Below are 20,379 nucleotides of genomic sequence, written 5' to 3' on the forward strand. Positions count from 1 at the left end.
GGCGTACACCCCGCGCGATCTCCACGGCGAGCTCGCGCAGCTCCACGACCTCCCCGACCTCCCCGACCTCCACGTCCACCGCGGTCTCCCGTCCGACCGCGGCCGCCGGCCGGTCACCCGGCAGGCGGGTGGAGGACGGGACGCTCAGCCCCGCGGACAAGACGACGAGCGCTTCATGCGGCGGTCACCTTCTTCCCGTTCCTCTCGGCGAGCAGGGACTGGTGCGTCGGCGCCTGCGGCACCTGGGCCGGACGGCCGTTCGCGAACTCCTTGCGCAGCACCGGGACGACCTCCTCGCCGAGCAGGTCGATCTGCTCCAGCACGGTCTTCAGCGGCAGCCCGGCGTGGTCGACCAGGAACAGCTGGCGCTGGTAGTCACCGGCGTACTCACGGAAGGACAGCGTCTTCTCGATGACCTGCTGCGGGGATCCGACGGTCAGCGGGGTCTGCTCCATGAAGTCCTCCAGCGAGGGCCCGTGCCCGTACACCGGCGCGACGTCGAAGTACGGCCGGAACTCGCGCACCGCCTCCTGGGAGTTGCGGCGCATGAAGACGTGGCCGCCCAGCCCGACGATGGCCTGCTCGGCGGTGCCGTGGCCGTAGTGCGCGTACCGGGTCCGGTACAGCTCGACCATCCGCTTGGTGTGGTCGGCCGGCCAGAAGATGTTGTTGTGGAAGAAGCCGTCGCCGTAGTACGCGGCCTGCTCGGCGATCTCCGGGGAGCGGATCGAGCCGTGCCAGACGAACGGCGGTACGCCGTCCAGCGGGCGGGGCGTGGAGGTGAAGCCCTGGAGCGGGGTGCGGAACTTGCCCTCCCAGTCGACGACGTCCTCGCGCCACAGCCGGTGCAGCAGGGCGTAGTTCTCGATGGCGAGGTTGATGCCCTGGCGGATGTCCTGGCCGAACCAGGGGTAGACGGGGCCGGTGTTGCCGCGGCCCATCATCAGGTCGACCCGGCCGTCGGCCAGGTGCTGGAGCATCGCGTAGTCCTCGGCGATCTTCACCGGGTCGTTGGTGGTGATCAGCGTGGTGGCGGTGGAGAGGATCAGCCGCTCGGTGCGGGCCGCGATCCAGCCGAGCATCGTGGTCGGCGACGACGACACGAACGGCGGGTTGTGGTGCTCGCCGGTCGCGAAGACGTCGAGGCCGGCCTCCTCGGCCTTCAGCGCCATGGCGACCATGGCCTTGATGCGCTCACGCTCGGTCGGCGCACGCCCCGTGGTGGGGTCCGGCGTGATGTCGCCGACGCTGAAGATCCCGAACTGCATGGTCGCCACCTTCCATGTTGTTTAGCATTCAACTATACCGGAAGAACGGCGAACACCCCAGCACTATTCCGCTACTTCGTCACCTCCGGCACGGCCCCAGTACGGATCCCTGCCGGTCTGCGCCAACAGCCTCTCCCACGCCGACGCGCCCTCGCCCACCTGCACCGGTTCCCCGAACACCCCCGTCGCCCGAGCCGTCGGCGCCAGCTCGGCGACCGTGCCGGCGAGCTGCTCCAGCACCGGCTCCGCCCCCTCGTCCGGCCGGTACCGCTGCCCCGTGGCCCGGGCCAGGTCCCACACATGCACCGTCAGATCGAGCAGCGCCATCGAGCCGACGAGCCGCGCGGGCATCTGCCACGCCCCCGCCGTGCCCTCCTCCGCGCCCGGCGCGGACCAGGCCGCCACGAGCCTCGCCGTCTCGTCCGCGAACCGCTCACGCCAGTCCGGGCCCGCGCCGACCCGGTCGGGCGTCGAGGAGAAGTCCGACTCCCCCTTGGCGGCCAGCTTCTGGAACTCCACGACCACCTGGAAGAGGTGGTTGACCAGGGCCTTCACGTCGTAGTCGGCGCACGGCGTGGGAGCGGCGAGCGCCTCGTCGGGGATGCCCCGCACCACCGGCACCGCCCGCTCGCGCGCCACGGCCAGAAGATCACCCAGGGTGTGGCTCTTCACTGCACTGTGCTTGGTCTCCATACCCCGACCGTAGGGACGCCGGGGGCTGCCCTTCTTGAAGAAACGCGACATACGATCCGGCCATGGAGGCACCCCGCCACGACACCCGCGGGATCGTCGACCCGTCCGGGCTGCTCAGCCGCGTCCGGTTCCGCCGCCACGAGCCCGCCGAGCCGCTGCGCCGCTACGTCGAGTGGTACTGGCTCATCGACTGGGACCTGCCCGCGCCCTACGCCTCCCACATCGTCCCGCACCCCTCGGTCAACCTGACCTTCCAGTGGGACGGGGCCGACGAGGAGACAGTGCCGCCCTACGGCGAGGTCACCGGCATCGCGCTCGGCCTGTACACCAGGAAGCTGACCGGACGGGGCCGGGTGTGCGGGGTGAAGTTCCGGCCGGGCGGCTTCCGGCCGTACGCCCCGCAGGCACCGGCGTCCCACTGGACCGGCCGTGTCCTCCCCGCCCAGGACGTCTTCCCGCGGGCCACCGCGGACACCGCCCGATCCGTCGTGAGCCCTGCCGCCGACGACGCCCGCGTGGCCGCCCTCGACACCTTCCTCCTCTCCCAGCCCTGCGTCCCCGACCCGCAGGCCGACCTCGCCATGGACCTCGTCCAGCGCATCCGCGCCGACCGCACCGTGCGCCGCGTCGGCGACTTCGCCCGCGACGCGGGCCTGTCGGTGCGGGCACTGCAACGGCTCTTCTCGGCATACGTCGGCGTCAGCCCGAAGTGGGTCATCCTCCGCTACCGCATCCACGAGGCCCTGGAGCTCGCCGGCACCCGCCGCGACGTCGACTGGGCCCTCCTCGCAGCCGACCTCGGCTACGCCGACCAGGCCCACCTGGTACGGGACTTCACGGCGACGGTGGGGGTACCGCCCACGGCGTATGCGCAGGGGGTGACGTGACGCCGAGAACGCCGACGGCCGGCGTCGGCCATGGGAACGGGAATCGGAAGCAGGAACGCGACTCGGAAGAGAGGGACTCAGAAGCAGGGCCGGAACTCAGAAGTAGTACGTGTCCCCCGTGTCCAGCACGAGCACCCGCTGCCGACCGTCCCCCCGGCCGCCGCCCTCCACCCCACCGCCCGCCACCGTGTCGAGCTCCAGCAGCACCTCGGACGGCACCCCCCGCAGCCGTACCTGAAGCCCGACCGGCTCCCCGGCCCGGTCCGCCTCCAGCGCCCCCACCCGGCACGTCACCGTCCGCTCCGCCGCCCGCGCACACCCCTCCGGCAGCACCTGCCGGTCCGCCAGCGGCTCCGACCAGCGCAGCCGTAGCGTCGAGTCCGGCACGGCGCTCGCCCCGTGGTTGTGCGGCGTGAGCAGCAGGTCGACCCGGCCGCCGGACAGCGCCGCGGAGCCGTGATAGGCGAGGTCGGCCTCCGGGCCCCCCGCCGCCGAGGCGCCCGGAGCCGCCGCCCCGACCGCCACCACGGCCGCACCGCAGCCCGCGAGCACCCTGTGGACCCTGGGAACCCTGCGCATACGCCCGCTCCTCACTCCACGGTGGCCGTCGTGGTCGTACGGATGTATCCCACGCGGGGCGGGCGACAGGCGCCGTCCAACAGGTGACGCGTAGGCCCGAACCCCGGGCATGCGAAGCTGCCCGCATGCTCATCCTGCGTTCCGCCGCCCTGTTCGCCGTCGCCGCGCTCTTCGAGATCGGCGGCGCCTGGCTGGTCTGGCAGGGCGTCCGCGAACACCGCGGCTGGCTGTGGATCGGAGCGGGCGTCATGGCCCTCGGCGCCTACGGCTTCGTCGCCACACTCCAGCCGGACGCCGAGTTCGGCCGCATCCTCGCCGCGTACGGCGGTGTCTTCGTCGCCGGTTCGCTGGCCTGGGGCATGGTCGCGGACGGCTACCGCCCGGACCGCTGGGACGTCACGGGCGCGCTGATCTGCCTCGCCGGCATGGCGGTGATCATGTACGCGCCGCGCGGCGACTGAGCGGGGCGCCCGCCCTCACGAAGGCGGCAGCAGCCCCAACTGCCCCAGGAACTCCATCTCGTCGAAGTAGAGCCTGTAGTCCACGATCCGGCCGTCCCGCACGGTGGCGATGTCCACCCCACGGATCCTGATCTCCTTCTGCGTCCCGGGGATGGTCTCCCCGGTGGGCAGATGCAGCGGCCCCGTGTTCCGCCCGCTGAAGATCCCTTCGTCGATGGCCGTGTCACCGACCTCGTACGAGTGCAGCGATTCGAACCTGGCGTCCGGAACCGCCTCCGTCATCTCCCGCCAGTACGCCACGATGTTGTCGCGCCCGCGGATCTCCCCCTCGTCGGGGGTGACGGCGACCGCGTCCTCGGCGTACAGCTCGCCTATGACGTTCAGATCGGGGTGCGCGGTCAGCGCGTCCGTGAGCCGGTCCATGACCTCACGTGCCTGTCCCATGATCCACCTCCAGAACAGAGGATCACCGAACTCATTGTCCCACCGCCCGCCTATCCTGGCCGGACAGCTTTGCGCCCGACCACGCACCGCCACGTCCGAGGAGCACCCCATGCCCACCGCAGCCCCGTCCGCCGCCTCCCGCATCGCCGTCGTCACCGGTGCGAGCAGCGGTATCGGCGCCGCCACGGCACGGCAGCTCGCCGCGGCCGGTTACCGGGTCGTCCTGACCGCCCGCCGCAAGGACCGCATCGAGGCACTGGCCGAGGAGATCAACGCCGCCGGCCACTCCGCGGCGGCCTACCAGCTCGACGTCACCGACCGCGCCGCGGTCGACGAGTTCGCCACGGCCTTCCGGACCATCGGGGTCCTGGTCAACAACGCGGGCGGCGCGCTCGGCGCCGACCCGGTGGCCACCGGCGACCCGGCCGACTGGCGCACGATGTACGAGACGAACGTCATCGGCACGCTGAACCTCACCCAGGCCCTGCTCCCCAAGCTGGAGGCGAGCGGCGACGGCACGATCGTGGTCGTGTCGTCGACGGCGGGCCACGCCACCTACGAGGGCGGCGCGGGCTACGTCGCCGCCAAGCACGGCGCCCACGTCCTCGCCGAGACCCTGCGCCTGGAGATCGTCGGCCGCCCGGTCCGGGTCATCGAGATCGCGCCGGGCATGGTCAAGACGGACGAGTTCGCCCTGACCCGCTTCTCCGGCGACCAGGAGAAGGCGGAGAAGGTCTACGCGGGGGTGGCCGAGCCCCTCACCGCCGACGACGTCGCCGACACCATCACCTGGGCGGTCACCCGTCCCAGCCACGTCAACATCGACCTGCTGGTCGTGCGCCCGCGCGCCCAGGCGTCCAACACGAAGGTCCACCGGGAGCTGCAGTGACGCGCGGCGACAAGGACCCGCACGACGAACGCCAGATGTGGTGGTGGCTCGGCTACTTCCTCTTCGGCATCCACATCGTGGCGTTCGTGATGATCTACGCGGTGACCCACGCACCGAAGTAAAACCCCGGGCCCGCAAGGGAGTTACCGCCTATGGTCACTCCCTGTGGACAGACACATACGTTTCGAGGCGCTGCACAACTTCCGCGACCTGGGCGGCTGGACGACGGCGGAGGGCCACCGCGTCCGCCCCGGCCGCCTGTACCGCACGGACTCCCTGGGCAAGCTGACGCAGGACACGCCGGACTGGTCCCGCTTCCTCTCCCTGGGCATCCGCACGGTCATCGACCTGCGCTACCCGTGGGAGATCGAGGGCCAGGGCCGCGTCCCGGACCACCCGTCCTTCACGTACCACAACCTCAGCATCGAGCACCGCCCCTACAACCAGGCCGCCCTGGCCCCCGACGTTGAGCTCGGCCCCTACCTGGCCGAGCGCTACCTGGAGATGGCCCGGGACGGCACGCGGGAGATCCGCGGCGCACTGGAACTGGTGGCCAAGGCGGCGGAGTCGGACACCCCCCTGGCCTTCCACTGCGCCTCGGGCAAGGACCGCACGGGCCTGCTGGCGGCCCTGGTCCTCGGCCTGCTCAGGGTGCCGGAGGCCACGATCATCGAGGACTTCACCCTCACGGACCGCGCCGCCCCGGCCCTCCTCGCCGACTGGAAGGCCCGCAACAACGGCCGCGCCCCCACCTGGCCGGGCTTCGGCAGGGCACCCGAAGCGGTCATGCGCCTGTTCCTCGCGGCTCTGACGGACCGTTACGGCTCGATCGAGGGCTATGTCTCCGAGGCGCTGTCCCTCGACCCACGGCCGCTGAGCAAGGCGCTCCGGGCCACGCTGCTGGAAGGATGACGCCTCGCGCGTCAGCCCTTCACACAGACGACCTGCTTCAGCTTCGCCACTACCTCCACGAGGTCCCGCTGCTGGTCGATGACCTGCTCGATCGGCTTGTAGGCGCCCGGGATCTCGTCCACGACACCGGAGTCCTTACGGCACTCCACGCCCCGGGTCTGCTCCTCCAGGTCCTTCGTCGAGAACCGCCGCTTCGCCGCGTTCCGGCTCATCCGCCGACCGGCGCCGTGCGAGGCGGAGTTGAAGGACTTGGCGTTCCCGAGGCCCTTCACGATGAACGAACCCGTGCCCATGGAGCCCGGGATGATCCCGTACTCGCCGGAGCCGGCCCGGATCGCGCCCTTGCGGGTCACGAGCAGGTCCATACCGTCGTAGCGCTCCTCGGCCACGTAGTTGTGGTGCGCGCTGATCTCGGGCTCGAAGGTCGGCTTCGCCTTCTTGAACTCCTTGCGGATCACGTCCTTCAGGAGCGCCATCATGATCGTGCGGTTGTACTTGGCGTACTCCTGCGCCCAGAACAGGTCGTTGCGGTACGCCGCCATCTGCGGCGTGTCCGCCACGAAGACGGCGAGGTCACGGTCGACCAGGCCCTGGTTGTGCGGGAGCTTCTGGGCCACGCCGATGTGGTGCTCGGCCAGCTCCTTGCCGATGTTGCGGGAACCGGAGTGCAGCATCAGCCAGACAGAACCGGTCGTATCCGTGCAGACCTCGACAAAGTGGTTTCCGCTTCCCAGCGTTCCCATCTGCTTTCCGGCCCGCTCCTGACGGAACTTGACCGCGTCCGCGATCCCGTCGAACCGCCCCCAGAAGTCGTCCCACCCCGCGGTGGCGAACCCGTGCAGCCGCCCCGGGTCCACGGGGTCGTCATGCATCCCCCGCCCCACCGGAATGGCCTGCTCGATCTTCGACCGCAGCCGCGACAGATCCCCCGGCAGATCATTGGCCGTCAGCGACGTCTTCACCGCCGACATCCCGCACCCGATGTCCACGCCCACCGCGGCAGGACACACGGCCCCCTGCATCGCGATGACGGACCCGACCGTCGCCCCCTTCCCGTAATGCACGTCCGGCATCACGGCGAGGCCCTTGATCCAAGGCAGCGTGGCGACGTTCCGCAGCTGCTGCAGGGCCACGTCCTCCACCGTCGCCGGGTCGGTCCACATACGGATGGGAACCTTCGCGCCCGGCATCTCCACGTACGACATAACGTCCTCAATCCCCCGGAAAACAAACAAAAGACTTAGATCGCAAAACCGGCGCCAAGGTCAATGAAAAGGACAACGGACCGGCGTCCACGGCAGTGCGTGCGATACACATTGTCTCCAGGGCGCGCCCCCGCGCGGCAAGCGAATAACCAGCGGGGACACTGAAAGACCGGCAGCGGACCGACCCCACCACCGTCGAGAGGAGCCTGACCGTGCAGCGGAAGGCGTACGTATCCGGCGTCGCCGCGCTCCTCGCGGCGCTGCTGGCCGGCTGCACGGGCAGCTCCGACAGCGGCGGCGCGACCGACGACTCCAACCCGGGGGACGCGGGTACGGCGACCGCGGTGGCCGAGCCCGGCCGGTACCGCACGCTGCCCGAACCGTGTGGTGCGGTCGGTGAGGAGACGCTCGACTCGCTGCTGCCGGGCGTCAAGGAGCTCCCGGACGAGGAGCAGCGCGAGAAGGCGTACGAGGGCACGCCGACGCTGACGTACGACACCGACCGCAAGGTCGGCTGCCGTTGGAAGGTCGAGTCGGCCGAGGCCACCGACCATCTCTTCGTCGACTTCGAGCGCGTGGTGTCCTACGACAGCGCGGTCAGCGACGACAGTGAGGCGGAGCGGCTCTTCGCGGTCCAGCAGGAGGCTGCCGACCTTCCCGAGCCGACGAGTTCCGGCACCACCGGCAGCGGCGAGGAGGGCGCGGACACCCCGTCCGCCACCCCGAGCGGCTCCCCGTCCGCATCGGCCTCGGCCTCGCCGGTCACGGCCCCCTCCTCCTCGTCCTCCTCCCCGTCCGCGTCCGCCTCCCCCGCCGGCGCGACCCCGGCCGAGCTGCAGCCCCGCGTCCTCGACGACCTCGGCGACGAGGCCTTCCTCGACGACGAGCTCGGCGGCTCCGGTTCGACGGCGCAGCAGCGCAGGGTGACTGTGGTGTTCCGCACGTCCAACGTGATCGTGAGGATCGAGTACGAGGAGCAGCCGGCGACCGTCGGCACGGTCCCCGACAGCGAGGAAATGCAGGACAGGGCCCGGAAACTGGCCGCGCAACTGGCGGACGCGCTGGCGGAGTAGCGCCCCCGGACCACACCCGTACACCCGGGTGCGACGTAACCGAAACGAGACCACACAGCTTCTTCACCGCGTACCGTGGCCCCTCGGACCCCGATCCGACCGCAGGAACCACGAGTGTCAGTCATGAGTGAAGGAACCATGCAGCGAGCAGCAGAGCGACAGCAGCGTGACCGGCGTGATCAGCGCGAGCAGCGGGTGAAGGGCCTTCACCGCGTCCTTGTCTGCGCGGCAGCCGTCCCCGTGATGCTGATCGCCGCGGGCTGTTCCTCGGACTCCGGTTCGGACGACGCGGCGGCGGCCGACAGCAGCGCGAAGGCCTCGGCCTCGGCGTCGGCGTCCGCCAGCCCGTCGCCGACGGTGCAGGCGGCGGTGTACAAGTCGCTGCCCAAGCCGTGCAAGGTGCTGGCGAAGAAGACGCTGGAGGACCTGGTCCCGAAGGCGAAGTCCGGCAAGGAGGGTTCGTCGGACGACGCGTCGACGCGTGGCTCCTGCTCCTGGAGCAGCCTGGACAACAACGGCGTGAAGGGTTCGCAGTTCCGCTGGCTCAACGTCTCCCTGCTGCGCTTCGACTCGGACGTCACACGCGGCTCGGGTGAGGAGCTGGCGCAGGAGTACTACCAGTCGCAGCTGCAGGCCGCCCGGTCGGTGTCCGGTGCGAAGAACACCAAGTCGGAGCCGGTCGCCGGGGTGGGTGACGAGGCGACGGCGGTGCGCTACGACCTGAAGAAGAAGGAGGGCTCCTTCAAGCAGGAGACGGTCGTGGCCCGGATCGAGAACGTCGTCGTCACCCTCGACTACAACGGCGCCGGTCTGGCCGGTGAGAAGACGCCGAGCGCGGACACCCTGAACAAGCTCGCGCAGAAGGCGGTCAAGGAGGCGGTGGCCGCGGTGACGGCGGAGAACGGCAGCGGCGCGGTGGGCACGCCGAGCAGCACTCCGTCCAAGTCGGCCACGAAGGCTCCCTCGGCGAGCGCCTCGAAGGCGTCCAGCTCCCCGTCCAAGTCAGCGTCGAAGAAGAGCTGACCGTCACACCTGCCTCGCCGCTGAGTCACAACTCGCAGCTCAGGCCCCCTCTCTGACCGAGCCCGGCTCCCCTCGGGGACCGGGCTCGGACCACACCGGCAATCCGTTCGCCGCACGGATGTGCCACCCTGTTGCGCGCAACAACAGGCAAGGGGAGGGGAGTACGAGTGGCCGGGCCACCGCAGCTGACTCGGATGCACCGCGTTCTCATCGGCGTGGTCGTGTTCGGCGCCGTGATCATCGCCGGCATCGGCTTCGCCGGTTCGTACGCGGCCGTCCGCGAGCTGGCCGTCAAGAAGGGCTTCGGGAACTTCAGTTACGTCTTCCCGATCGGCATCGACGCGGGTATCTGCGTACTGCTGGCCCTGGATCTGCTGCTGACGTGGATCCGTATCCCGTTCCCGCTGCTGCGTCAGACGGCCTGGCTGCTGACGGCGGCGACGATCGCCTTCAACGGCGCCGCGGCCTGGCCGGACCCGCTGGGTGTGGGCATGCACGCGGTGATCCCGGTCCTGTTCGTGGTGGCGGTGGAGGCGGCCCGCCACGCGATCGGCCGGATCGCGGACATCACGGCCGACAAGCACATGGAGGGCGTCCGCCTGACCCGCTGGCTCCTCTCCCCGCTGCCCACGTTCCTGCTGTGGCGCCGGATGAAGCTGTGGGAGCTGCGCTCGTACGAGCAGGTCATCAAGCTGGAGCAGGAGCGGCTGGTGTACCAGGCCCGCCTGCGTTCCCGCTTCGGCCGTGCGTGGCGCAGGAAGGCGCCGGTGGAGTCGCTGATGCCGCTGCGTCTGGCGCGCTACGGCGTTCCCCTGGCGCAGACCGCTCCGGCGGGTCTGGCGGCGGCGGGGATAGAGCCGGCCCTGCTGCCTCCGGCACCGAAGCAGGCACTGGACACGGCGCCGCCGGCCGAGGCGGCTGATGCGGCCCCCGTAGCCGCGGGCAGTCGAGCCGCCTGGGCGACGCCCGTCCCGCAGCGCGCGGCACCTCCCGCCGAGCAGCGCCGCGAGCTGTACGGCGACCCCGGCGCCGGGCAGCCCGACGAGGCGCCCCAGCCGGACGACAGCCCCTGGCTCCACGCCCGCCACCCGCAGCAGGTCGAGTACCACGGCGGCTACAACCCCTCGTACGACCCCCAGGAACACTACGAGGACTGGTACCAGGAGCAGCTCCGGGCCGAGCAGTACCAGGACCAGTACGATCAGGAGCCCCCCGCTCAGGAACCCGCTCCGGAGGAGACCGGCACCTTCCCCATCCCGGTGACCGGCAACCGCACCCGCCGGCTCGGTGAGGGCGGCGGCCCCCCGGAGCCCCCGGAGCCGACGGAGGAGGAGTACTACCAGGTCTTCCGTCAGTCGATCGACGGCAGCTACCCCACGCCCCGCGTCCTCGGCGACAACATCCAGGCGACGTACGGCACGTCGCTGAGCCCCGGCGCGCTGAAGACCCTCGTGGAACGCTTCCAGAAGCGCCACTCGGCGGAACTGGAAGAGGACCACATCGCCTGACATGAAGAAGGGGCCCTCCACCGGAGGGCCCCCTTCTCTTACGGCTCGGTTGCGCCTACTCGCCCAGCAGGCGCCGCACCCGGTCCTGCCCCACCGCCAGCAGCAGCGTGGGCAGGCGCGGCCCGGTGTCGCGCCCCACCAGCAGGTGGTACAGCAGCGCGAAGAAGGACCGCTGGGCGGTCTTGATCTCGGCGGGCAGCTCCTTGGGCGTGGCGTCCGCGGAGAACCCGGCCTGCACCTTGGGCACGCCGTACACGAGGTGGGTCAGCCCGTCCAGCGACCAGTGCGACTCCAGCCCGTCGAGGAGCAGCCGCAGCGACTGCTGGGACGCCTCGTCCAGGGACTTCAGCAGCTCGGCGTCGGGCTCGTCGCGCACGATGGTCCGCTGGTCGGCGGGCACGTGCGTGTTGATCCACGCCTCGGCCTTGTCGTACCGGGGACGCGCCTCGTCCAGCGCCCCCAGCGGGTTCTCCGGGTCCAGCTCGGACAGGATCCGCAGCGCCTGGTCCTGGTGCCCGGCGGTGATGTCGGCGACGGAGGCGAGCGTCCGGTACGGCAGCGGCCGGGATGTGCGCGGCAGCTCACCGCCGGCCGTCCGCACGGCACGGGAGTGCGCGGCGACGTCGGCGGGAAGAGCCGACCCGTCGGCGACCTTGGCGTCCAGCTTGTCCCACTCGTCGTAGAGCCGCTGGATCTCCTGGTCGAAGGCGATCTTGAAGGACTGGTTGGGCTTGCGGCGGGCGTACAGCCAGCGCAGGAGCTGCGGCTCCATGATCTTCAGCGCGTCGGCCGGGGTGGGCACGCCACCGCGCGAGGACGACATCTTGGCCATGCCGCTGATGCCGACGAAGGCGTACATGGGCCCGATGGGCTGCTTGCCGCCGAAGATCCCGACGATCTGCCCGCCCACCTGGAAGCTGGACCCCGGCGACGAGTGGTCGACACCGCTGGGCTCGAAGACGACGCCCTCGTACGCCCACCGCATGGGCCAGTCGACCTTCCAGACCAGCTTGCCGCGGTTGAACTCGCCCAGCCGGACGGTCTCGGCGAAGCCGCACGCGTTGCAGGTGTACGACAGCTCGGTGGTGTCGTCGATGTACGAGGTGACGGTGGTGAGGTCCTTCTCGCAGTTGCCGCAGTAGGGCTTGTACGGGAAGTACCCGGCGGAGCCGTAGCTGCCGTCGTCCTCGCTCGCCGCGCCGGAGCCCTCGGCGGCCTCCAGCTCGGCCTCGTCGACGGGCTTCTGCGACTTCTTGGCGCCGGCCTTCGGCTTGGTGCGGTACTGCGCGAGAACGGCGTCGATCTCGTGCCGGTGCTTCATGGCGTGCAGGATCTGCTCCCGGTACACGCCCGAGGTGTACTGCGCGGTCTGGCTGATCCCGTCGAACTCCACGCCCAGCTCGGCGAGCGACTCGATCATCGCCGCCTTGAAGTGCTCGGCCCAGTTCGGGTACGCGGAGCCCTTCGGCGCGGGCACCGAGGTCAGCGGCTTGCCGATGTGCTCGGCCCAGGTCTCGTCGACCCCGGCGACGCCGGCCGGCACCTTGCGGTAGCGGTCGTAGTCGTCCCAGGAGATCAGATGCCGGACCTGGTGGCCGCGCCGCCGGATCTCGTCGGCGACGAGGTGCGGTGTCATGACCTCGCGCAGGTTGCCGAGGTGGATGGGCCCGGAGGGGGAGAGTCCGGACGCGACGACGACCGGTTTGCCCGGGGCCCGACGCTCCGACTCCTCGATGACCTCATCCGCGAAACGGGAGACCCAGTCGGTGGTCTCGGTGCTCTGAGCCACGATCGGCACGTCCTTCTTTCTCCTGAGGCAGCCGGTACGGTCAACGGCTGGCGCCCCCATTGTCCCAGCTCCGACGGCAACGGCGAAAACGCCTTTTCAGAGCCGCACCCCGAGCTCTCCGCAAAAACCGCTTTACCCCCCATGGGATACTGACCGGGTCTATCCATCCCCACGAGGAGAACGGCACCCATTCCTATGGCCTCGGTCACGTCCCTCACCGCTCACGTCAACCAGCGCCTCGCGTCCGCCCTCTCGGCTGCCCTGCCGGAGGCCGCCGACTCGGACCCGCTGCTGCGACGTAGCGACCGGGCGGACTTCCAGGCCAACGGCATCCTGGCGCTCGCGAAGAAGGCCAAGGCGAACCCCCGCGAGCTGGCGACGCAGGTCGTCTCCCAGGTGGTCACCGGCGATGTGATCAAGGACATCGAGGTCTCCGGACCCGGCTTCCTGAACATCACGGTCACCGACCGGGCGATCACCGAGAACCTCGCCGCGCGGGCCGCGGACACGGACGGCCGCCTGGGCGTCCCGCAGGCCGAGACCCCCGGCACCACCGTGATCGACTACGCCCAGCCGAACGTGGCGAAGGAGATGCACGTCGGCCACCTGCGCTCCGCGGTGATCGGCGACTCGGTGGTCCAGCTCCTGGAGTTCACCGGCGAGACGGTCGTGCGCCGGCACCACATCGGCGACTGGGGCACCCAGTTCGGCATGCTCATCCAGTACCTGGACGAGCACCCGCACGAGCTGGACCACAAGGAGTCCGAGGTCTCCGGCGAGGAGGCGATGTCGAATCTCGACCGCCTCTACAAGGCCGCGCGCAAGCTGTTCGACTCCGACGAGGAGTTCAAGACGCGGGCCCGGCGCCGGGTGGTCGACCTGCAGGCGGGCGATCCGCACACCCTCGCCATGTGGCAGAAGTTCGTGGACGAGTCGAAGATCTACTTCTTCTCCGTCTTCGAGAAGCTGGACATGGAGATCCGCGACCCCGACATCGTCGGCGAGTCCGGCTACAACGACATGCTCGCGGAGACCTGCCGCCTGCTGGAGGAGTCGGGCGTCGCGGTCCGCTCCGAGGGCGCCCTCTGTGTCTTCTTCGACGACATCAAGGGCCCGGACGGCAACCCGGTCCCGCTGATCGTGCAGAAGTCGGACGGCGGCTACGGCTATGCGGCGACCGACCTGTCGGCGATCCGGGACCGCGTCTTCAACCTGAAGGCGAACACCCTGCTGTACGTGGTCGACGCCCGTCAGTCGCTGCACTTCCGGATGGTCTTCGAGACCGCGCGGCGGGCCGGCTGGCTCAACGACGACGTGAAGGCGGTCCAGCTGGCCTTCGGCACGGTCCTCGGCAAGGACGGCAAGCCGTTCAAGACCCGTGAGGGCGAGACCGTGCGGCTGGTGGACCTGCTGGACGAGGCGATCGACCGCGCCTCCGCCGTCGTACGGGAGAAGGCGCAGGACCTGTCCGAGGAGGAGATCGCCGAGCGGGGTGCCCAGGTCGGCATCGGCGCGGTGAAGTACGCGGACCTGTCGACGTCGGCGAACCGGGACTACAAGTTCGACCTGGACCAGATGGTGTCGCTGAACGGCGACACGTCGGTCTACCTCCAGTACGCGTACGCCCGTATCCGGTCGATCCTGCGCAAGGCCGGCGACGTACGCCCGGCCGCGCACCCGGAGCTGGAGCTGCACGCGGCGGAGCGGGCCCTGGGTCTGCACGTGGACGCGTTCGCGGAGGCGGTGGCCGAGGCGGCGACGGAGTACGCCCCGCACAAGATGGCGGCGTACCTGTATCAGCTGGCGTCGCTGTACACGTCGTTCTACGACAAGTGCCCGGTGCTGAAGGCCGAGACGCCCGAGCAGGTGGAGAACCGTCTGTTCCTGTGCGAGGTGACGGCGCGGACCCTGCACCAGGGCATGGCCCTGCTGGGCATCCGGACGCCCGAGCGGCTCTGAGGCGCTTGCGGGACGAACGAGTGCGGCCCGTCCTTCCCCCGTGGAAGGACGGGCCGCGGTCTTCGGCTCACCGGGCGACGGTCCGGCTCAGCAGGGGTAGAAGACGCTCATCTCGTTGGCGAACCGCTTGAAGGCGGCCTTGGTGTTCGTTCCGGCGATCCCGTCGATGTCGTCGTTGTAGTCCCAGCCGTGCCTCAGCATCCGCTGGAGCGCCATGATCGTGTTGCGGCCGACGATTCCGTCGATGTCGTCGTTGTAGTCCCAGTACTCCGCGAGCCAGCGCTGCATCGCCTTCCAGCTGTTGGTGCCCAGCAGTCCGTCGATGGCGCCGGTGTAGCGGGCGGGCGCCGTCCGGAGGAAGCACTGGGTGTTCTTGGCCTGCTGGCTGCTCAGGCCGAGGTTGTTCACCGCGAGGACGGAGATGTCCTGGGCGCTCACCGCCGGCTTCGTGGTCTGTGCGGAGTCCGCGAAGGCGGTGCCCCCGACCGCCAGGCTCCCGGCGGCGATCCCGACGGCCGCGGTGACGCTGACGACTGTCTTCGTCAGAGCTCGCATTGTTTCCCCTCCGATGCGTGCCATGGTTGAACCGGCCGTGCCGACCGGCTCGGCAACGAGACTGCGGTGCGGGCGGCACCGCCCGCCACGATTGCCGCGGAAGTGACGTCATCGCGGGACGTCCCACCCACTGACCTGCGAGAACACCCTCTGCCGGGACGTCACGGCGGGACGCCCGGGGCGGGCGTTGGCCGATTCCGTACCGGTGCGGGAACCGGCTTCCGCTTGAGTCCGTGGATGCTGATGCAGAATGCGACGGGGCGCGGGGACCGCCGACCACGGACCACCCGCCCGGACCATGAACGCGAGTGGGGGGAACATGTCGCGTTGGGCAGTGCTGCCCGCGGAACTGGATCCGCGCGTGCGTCAGTTGGTGGTGCGGCTGCGCCGCCTGAAGGATCACAGCGGGCTGAGCCTGCGTCAGCTGGCGGCGCGGACGGGGTACAGCGCGAAGTCGTGGGAGCGGTATCTGGGGGGCCGGTCGCTGCCGCCCCGGGAGGCCGTCGAGGCACTGGCCCGGATCGGGGGTGAGGATCCGACCCGGTTGCTGGCGCTGCACGAGGTGGCCGCGGAGGCGTGGGGGAACAGGCGGGCGGACGCGGCCGAGGCGCGGGCGCCCGCGGCACAAGTGGCGTCGGCGGAACCGGAGATGCTCTGCGCCGAGGCCGCCCCCCGGACGCGGTCGCCCCGGCGTCCGCCGCATGTCGCGCTGGTGGCCGGGGCCGTGGCGCTGGTGCTGGCCGTCTCCACGGCGGCCCTCCTCGTCGTACGGCTGAGCGACGGCGAGGCAGGCCGGCCGGCGGCTTCCGTCGCCGCGTCCGCCACCTCGGCATCCGCGTCGGCCCCACGGTCGGCGCCCGCGTACACCTGCCGTGTCGAGCGGATCGACGACCGCTGGTTCGCGGGCATCAGCCGCACCCAGGACGCCGTCCTGGCCAACGGCCACGCGGGACCGGAGGTGGCCGAGGCACAGTGTCTGCTGCGCCGGGCGGGCATCTCGCCGGGCGGCATCGACGGCATCTTCGGTCCGATGACGGAACGCGCGGTCAGGCAGGCGCAGCAGCGGGCGGGGCTGGTCGTGGACGGCGTCATCGGACCGCACACCTGGAAGGCCCTACGGCGATGACGGCGCCGTCGCCGGAACGGGCCCGACTGGCGGCCACGCTACGGGAGTTGAAGGGGCGCACCGGGCTGAGCCTGGCCGGCCTCGCGGCGAAGACCGCGTTCAGCAAGTCGTCCTGGGACCGCTACCTGGGCGGCCGGACGCTCCCACCGCGCGACGCGGTGCAGGAGCTGTGCCGCCTCGCCGGAGAGCCGGAGGGGCGCTGTCTGGCCCTGTGGGAGATCGCGGAGGCGCAGTGGAGCGGGCGGGCGAAGGAGGGACCGCGCTCCCCGGCCCCGGCCCCGCTCGCACCCCCTCCTCCGCCTCCGCCTCCTCCGTCACCGTCGCCGCAGGAGGCCGCGCCCGACGGCAGCGCCCCGGACGAGGGTGCCGTTCACCGCGGTGCGACGGTCGTGGCGGTGCTCGCGTCGGTGTGTGCCGTGGTCGTCGGGGGCGTGGCGGCGGTGGCCCTGCTGCTGCCGCACCGGGACGGCGAACCGCGGTCGTCGCTGTCCCCGCCCGCGTCGGCGACCGGTCCGGGCTGCCGGGGAGCGGTCTGCGAGGGGAAGAGCCCGATGCACATGAAGTGCGCCGCCGCCCCCGCGACCCTGGCCACCCACCGCACCGCCTCCGGTGCCTGGATGGAGCTGCGTTACAGCAAGGAGTGCGGGACGAGCTGGGCCCGGATGTGGGGGACGCGCGTCGGCGACCGGATCGAAATGACGGCGGACGGCCGTGCCGGCCGCGTCCGCAGCGCGAAGGTCCACGACGACGTGGACGCGGAGGCCTACGTCTACACCCCCATGACCGCGGCGCCCCCCGGAACCGTCGTACGGGCCTGCTTCCGGCCCGCGGCGGGCGACAAGGGGGAGGAGTGCTTCGACGGCAGGGTGACCAGGTGAGCCCCCCCTCCCACGATGCAGCGCCGCCGGCCGGTCTCACCCCCTCAGTCCCTCCGCCGGCCGGTCTCACCCCCGCAGTCCCTCCGCCAGCCTGCTGAGCCCCTCCCCGGTCTCCTCGGGCGTCTGCGTCACGAAGCACAGGCGCAGGGTCGAGTGGTCGGGTTCACCGGCGTAGAAGGGGGCGCCGGGGACGTAGGCCACGTCGTGCCGGACCACCTTCGGGAGCAGGGCCGTCGTGTCGTACGCCTTCGGCAGGCGGGCCCAGAGGAACATGCCGCCCTCGGGGCGGTTCCAGGCCGAGCCCTGCGGAAGGGCCGCGGGCAGGCCCGCCAGCATGGCGTCGCGGCGTTCGCGGTAGACGTCCCTGACGCGGGCCACGTGTGCGTCGAGGCCGGTCAGGTAGCGGGCGGCGGCGAGCTGGTTGACGGTCGGGGTGTGCAGGTCGGCGGCCTGTTTGGCGACCACGCAGGCGCGGCGCAGGGCAGCCGGCGCGCGCAGCCAGCCCAGCCGGATCCCCGGTGCCATCACCTTGGAGAAGGAGCCGAGCAGCGCCGTACGGTCCTCCGCGCCGGGGTACGAGGCGATCCAGGGCACGCGTTCGCCCTCGTACCGGAGTTCGCCGTACGGGTCGTCCTCGACGATCCACACGCCGGTCCGGGCGGCGACCCGCGCGACGGCCGCCCTGCGCTCGGCGGGCAGGGTTCTGCCGGTCGGGTTCTGGAAGGTGGGCACGGTGTAGAGGAGCTTCGGCCGCTCCCGTGCCACCAGGTCCTCCAGCGCCTGCGGATCCACGCCGTCCGCGTCGCCCGGCACGGCCACGACCCGTGCTCCCGCGAGGCCGAAGGCCTGAAGTGCCGCCAGATAGCAGGGGTCTTCGACGAGGACCGTGTCGCCGGGCTCCAGCAGCGCGGTGGCCAGGAGCGACAGGCCCTGCTGGGAGCCGGTGGTGACGAGGAGGTCGTCGGCGTCCGTCGCGAGGCCGTGCGCCGCCATGCGTGCGGCGAGCCCCCTGCGCAGACCCGGCTCGCCCTCCGTGACGGAGTACTGCAGCGCCTGCGCCGGCGTCTCGGCGAGTACGTCGCGGAAGGCGGCGGCGATCCCCTCCCGGTCGAACAGCTCCGGTGCCGGCAGCCCGCCCGCGAAGTTGATGACCTCGGGGCGGGCGGTGACGGCCAGGATGTCCCGTACCGGTGAGCCGCCGACCGACCTGGTCCGCGCCGCCAGCGGGGGCACGGCGGCTCGGGCGTGGTGGGGCGCGGGCTCGATGACGGTCATGACACGGCTCCTTCGACTGCGGCGACGAGCGCGACGGCTCGTGCCGGGCAGCCTAGAGAACTACGTGCCGTCTACAAGCAGCTTTTCGCGATACGGACCGGCCGCCGGGCCTTGCCGCGCCCGTCCCGATGCCGAGGTCAACGACCTGGCTCCCGAGGCGACTTTGAGGGTGCCCGACGCCGGAGTTCACCGCGGCCGGCGTCCCACAGCGAACCTTCGGGGGACGGCGTCCCCGCAGGTCAGCGGTCGTCCCATCGCTCGGGCGTCCCGAATTCGCGGTCGAAGGTGGCGGCCGGGACGGATGATCGCGCAGGCTGAGGCCCGACCTCGAACCCCCACACACGGAGAGGGCCGCACCATGTCCGCGTCCGCACACCCCACTGAGCAGGTCGGGCAGACTCCGCCGCGCGGCAGCGCCCCGAAAAGGCGCGGGACTGTCAGCGGTCTGCGGCCGGCGCCCGCGTTGCTCGCCGCCACGCTGGTGGCGGTCGCCACGCTCACCCTCACCGCCTGCGAGGACGGCAAGGGCCTGCGCGACGAGGGCCCGTCCACACCGACCAGCCCCACCGCCACGGCCCCCGCCACACCACCGGCGTCCGAACGACCGTGACCGGGACCTCGTACGCCCGTTACTGCGGGCGTTACTGCCGGCCCAGCTTCTGCGCCGCCTCCGTCGCCCAGTAGGTGAGGATGTTGCGCGCACCGGCCCGCTTGATGCCCGTCAGGGTCTCCAGGATCGCCCGGTCCCGGTCGATCCAGCCCTTCTCGGCGGCGGCCTCGACCATCGAGTACTCGCCGGAGATCTGGTAGGCCGCGACCGGCACGTCCACCGCGTCGGCGACCCGCGCCAGAATGTCGAGGTAGGGCCCGGCCGGCTTGACCATCACCATGTCGGCGCCCTCCTCCAGGTCGAGGGCCAGCTCGCGCATGGACTCCCGGAAGTTGGCGGGGTCCTGCTGGTAGGTCTTCCGGTCGCCCTGCAACGACGAGGCCACGGCCTCCCGGAAGGGCCCGTAGAAGGCGGAGGCGTACTTGGCGGTGTAGGCGAGGATGGCGACGTCCTCCCGGCCGATCTGGTCGAGCGCGTCCCGGATGACCCCGATCTGCCCGTCCATCATCCCGCTGGGCCCCACGACATGGGCGCCGGCGTCGGCCTGCACCTGCGCCATCTCGGCGTACCGCTCCAGCGTCGCGTCGTTGTCGACGCGCCCTTCCGCGTCCAGCACCCCGCAGTGCCCGTGGTCGACGGTCTCGTCGAGGCACAGGTCGGACATGACGAGCAGGTCGTCCCCGACCTCGGCCCGCACGTCGCGGATGGCGACCTGCAGGATCCCGTCCGGATCGGTCCCCGGCGTGCCGAGGGCGTCCTTCTTCGACTCCTCGGGCACCCCGAAGAGCATGATCCCGGAGACACCGGCCTGCACGGCCTCCAGCGCCGCCTTCTTCAGGCTGTCCCGCGTGTGCTGGACCACGCCCGGCATGGCGGCGATCGGCACCGGCTCGCTGACGCCCTCGCGCACGAAGGCCGGGAGGATGAAGTCGGCGGGGTGCAGCCTGGTCTCGGCGACCATGCGCCGCATGGCGGGGCTGGTCCGCAGACGCCGCGGCCGTGTGCCGGGGAAGGATCCGTACGTCGTCATGCCACCTACGCTACGCCCGCCCCGGCAGCACCTTTGCCGACGAGGCGTCGGGACGGCCGTACGGCCGCGGTGGCCCGCATGACACCCCCACCCGCCCGGTCCATCCTGGTGTGAAGGGCCCGAAACGCCCGCCACATCCCCCGAGCAAGGACCCCGACGGCCCCGCCCTCCCCGCCTCGCCGCCGCCGTCCCTCCGTACCCGCACCGCGGAGGAC

The 20,379-nt window shown here is 71.2% G+C and carries 21 protein-coding genes; 12 read left to right on the forward strand and 9 right to left on the reverse strand.

The window, feature by feature from the left end; all coding sequences use genetic code 11:
- Window positions 1-173: 173 nt before the first annotated feature.
- Complete coding sequence (locus AQI70_RS20060) at window positions 174-1,268, reverse strand: LLM class flavin-dependent oxidoreductase (protein ID WP_062151798.1); 1,095 nt, start codon at window positions 1,266-1,268, stop codon at window positions 174-176.
- 63 nt (window positions 1,269-1,331) lie between these two features.
- Entirely contained in the window at window positions 1,332-1,961 is a 630-nt protein-coding gene (locus AQI70_RS20065) for a TIGR03086 family metal-binding protein (protein ID WP_062151801.1), read from the reverse strand.
- A gap of 62 nt (window positions 1,962-2,023) precedes the next feature.
- On the opposite strand from AQI70_RS20065, the gene AQI70_RS20070 reads away from it, so the two are divergent.
- Window positions 2,024-2,848 carry a helix-turn-helix domain-containing protein gene (locus tag AQI70_RS20070; protein WP_062151804.1) on the forward strand — a complete coding sequence of 275 codons (825 nt, stop codon included), beginning with the start codon at window positions 2,024-2,026 and terminating at the stop codon, window positions 2,846-2,848.
- Window positions 2,849-2,944: 96 nt separating this feature from the next.
- Here the strand turns inward: AQI70_RS20070 and AQI70_RS20075 are convergent, their stop codons facing one another.
- The gene (locus AQI70_RS20075) at window positions 2,945-3,427 is read right to left on the reverse strand and encodes a hypothetical protein (RefSeq protein ID WP_062151807.1); all 483 of its coding nucleotides are present in this window, start codon (window positions 3,425-3,427) and stop codon (window positions 2,945-2,947) included.
- A 125-nt stretch (window positions 3,428-3,552) separates the two neighbouring features.
- Between AQI70_RS20075 and AQI70_RS20080 the strand changes: the two genes are divergently transcribed.
- Complete coding sequence (locus AQI70_RS20080; RefSeq protein WP_062151810.1) at window positions 3,553-3,888, forward strand: YnfA family protein; 336 nt, start codon at window positions 3,553-3,555, stop codon at window positions 3,886-3,888.
- A gap of 15 nt (window positions 3,889-3,903) precedes the next feature.
- Here the strand turns inward: AQI70_RS20080 and AQI70_RS20085 are convergent, their stop codons facing one another.
- The gene (locus AQI70_RS20085) at window positions 3,904-4,332 is read right to left on the reverse strand and encodes an ester cyclase (protein ID WP_003999006.1); all 429 of its coding nucleotides are present in this window, start codon (window positions 4,330-4,332) and stop codon (window positions 3,904-3,906) included.
- A 109-nt stretch (window positions 4,333-4,441) separates the two neighbouring features.
- Between AQI70_RS20085 and AQI70_RS20090 the strand changes: the two genes are divergently transcribed.
- The 3 genes from AQI70_RS20090 to AQI70_RS20095 are packed head-to-tail and all read left to right on the forward strand — an operon-like array spanning window position 4,442 to window position 6,133.
- Window positions 4,442-5,221 (forward strand): SDR family NAD(P)-dependent oxidoreductase, encoded by a 780-nt coding sequence (locus AQI70_RS20090; protein WP_062151813.1) that lies wholly within the window; start codon window positions 4,442-4,444, stop codon window positions 5,219-5,221.
- Window positions 5,218-5,343, forward strand: coding sequence for a hypothetical protein (locus AQI70_RS40675; protein ID WP_279616761.1), 126 nt, complete (start codon window positions 5,218-5,220; stop codon window positions 5,341-5,343). Before AQI70_RS20090 ends, AQI70_RS40675 begins: the two co-directional genes overlap by 4 nt.
- Before the next feature lie 43 nt (window positions 5,344-5,386).
- Window positions 5,387-6,133 (forward strand): tyrosine-protein phosphatase, encoded by a 747-nt coding sequence (locus tag AQI70_RS20095; protein WP_062151816.1) that lies wholly within the window; start codon window positions 5,387-5,389, stop codon window positions 6,131-6,133.
- Window positions 6,134-6,144: 11 nt separating this feature from the next.
- On the opposite strand, the gene AQI70_RS20100 is transcribed toward AQI70_RS20095, so the two are convergent.
- Window positions 6,145-7,338, reverse strand: a complete 1,194-nt coding sequence (locus tag AQI70_RS20100; RefSeq protein ID WP_062151819.1) for an RtcB family protein — start codon at window positions 7,336-7,338, stop codon at window positions 6,145-6,147.
- 212 nt (window positions 7,339-7,550) lie between these two features.
- Here AQI70_RS20100 and AQI70_RS20105 point away from each other — a divergent pair, with 212 nt between their 5' ends.
- The 3 genes from AQI70_RS20105 to AQI70_RS20115 all read left to right on the forward strand — a co-directional run bounded on the left by AQI70_RS20105 (window position 7,551) and on the right by AQI70_RS20115 (window position 10,942).
- The gene (locus AQI70_RS20105; RefSeq protein ID WP_062151822.1) at window positions 7,551-8,411 is read left to right on the forward strand and encodes a hypothetical protein; all 861 of its coding nucleotides are present in this window, start codon (window positions 7,551-7,553) and stop codon (window positions 8,409-8,411) included.
- Between the two features lie 138 nt (window positions 8,412-8,549).
- Window positions 8,550-9,434, forward strand: a complete 885-nt coding sequence (locus AQI70_RS20110; RefSeq protein WP_079051375.1) for a DUF3558 family protein — start codon at window positions 8,550-8,552, stop codon at window positions 9,432-9,434.
- Window positions 9,435-9,628: 194 nt separating this feature from the next.
- Window positions 9,629-10,942, forward strand: coding sequence for a DUF2637 domain-containing protein (locus tag AQI70_RS20115; protein WP_062151829.1), 1,314 nt, complete (start codon window positions 9,629-9,631; stop codon window positions 10,940-10,942).
- Window positions 10,943-10,997: 55 nt separating this feature from the next.
- On the opposite strand, the gene lysS is transcribed toward AQI70_RS20115, so the two are convergent.
- Window positions 10,998-12,740, reverse strand: coding sequence for a lysine--tRNA ligase (lysS, locus tag AQI70_RS20120; RefSeq protein WP_062151832.1), 1,743 nt, complete (start codon window positions 12,738-12,740; stop codon window positions 10,998-11,000).
- 186 nt (window positions 12,741-12,926) lie between these two features.
- Here lysS and argS point away from each other — a divergent pair, with 186 nt between their 5' ends.
- A complete protein-coding gene (gene argS, locus AQI70_RS20125; RefSeq protein WP_062151834.1) occupies window positions 12,927-14,690 on the forward strand; it encodes an arginine--tRNA ligase in 1,764 nt (587 codons plus the stop codon).
- Window positions 14,691-14,777: 87 nt separating this feature from the next.
- On the opposite strand, the gene AQI70_RS20130 is transcribed toward argS, so the two are convergent.
- Entirely contained in the window at window positions 14,778-15,245 is a 468-nt protein-coding gene (locus AQI70_RS20130) for a peptidoglycan-binding domain-containing protein (RefSeq protein ID WP_062151837.1), read from the reverse strand.
- A 319-nt stretch (window positions 15,246-15,564) separates the two neighbouring features.
- Between AQI70_RS20130 and AQI70_RS20135 the strand changes: the two genes are divergently transcribed.
- A complete protein-coding gene (locus AQI70_RS20135; protein ID WP_062151839.1) occupies window positions 15,565-16,371 on the forward strand; it encodes a peptidoglycan-binding protein in 807 nt (268 codons plus the stop codon).
- On the forward strand, window positions 16,368-17,249 hold the full coding sequence (locus tag AQI70_RS20140) for a helix-turn-helix domain-containing protein (RefSeq protein WP_062151842.1): 882 nt from the start codon (window positions 16,368-16,370) through the stop codon (window positions 17,247-17,249). The genes AQI70_RS20135 and AQI70_RS20140 overlap by 4 nt, the downstream gene beginning before the upstream one ends.
- Before the next feature lie 66 nt (window positions 17,250-17,315).
- Here AQI70_RS20140 and AQI70_RS20145 read toward each other — a convergent pair whose 3' ends face one another.
- Window positions 17,316-18,524: an aminotransferase-like domain-containing protein gene (locus AQI70_RS20145; protein WP_062151845.1), complete on the reverse strand. Its 1,209-nt coding sequence runs from the start codon at window positions 18,522-18,524 to the stop codon at window positions 17,316-17,318.
- 358 nt (window positions 18,525-18,882) lie between these two features.
- Here AQI70_RS20145 and AQI70_RS38615 point away from each other — a divergent pair, with 358 nt between their 5' ends.
- On the forward strand, window positions 18,883-19,134 hold the full coding sequence (locus tag AQI70_RS38615) for a hypothetical protein (protein WP_107117032.1): 252 nt from the start codon (window positions 18,883-18,885) through the stop codon (window positions 19,132-19,134).
- A gap of 31 nt (window positions 19,135-19,165) precedes the next feature.
- Here the strand turns inward: AQI70_RS38615 and hemB are convergent, their stop codons facing one another.
- Window positions 19,166-20,164 carry a porphobilinogen synthase gene (hemB, locus tag AQI70_RS20150; protein ID WP_062151848.1) on the reverse strand — a complete coding sequence of 333 codons (999 nt, stop codon included), beginning with the start codon at window positions 20,162-20,164 and terminating at the stop codon, window positions 19,166-19,168.
- Window positions 20,165-20,379: the final 215 nt, after the last annotated feature.

The sequence above is a fragment of the Streptomyces curacoi genome, assembly GCF_001513975.1.
Taxonomy (GTDB): Bacteria; Actinomycetota; Actinomycetes; order Streptomycetales; family Streptomycetaceae; genus Streptomyces; species Streptomyces curacoi.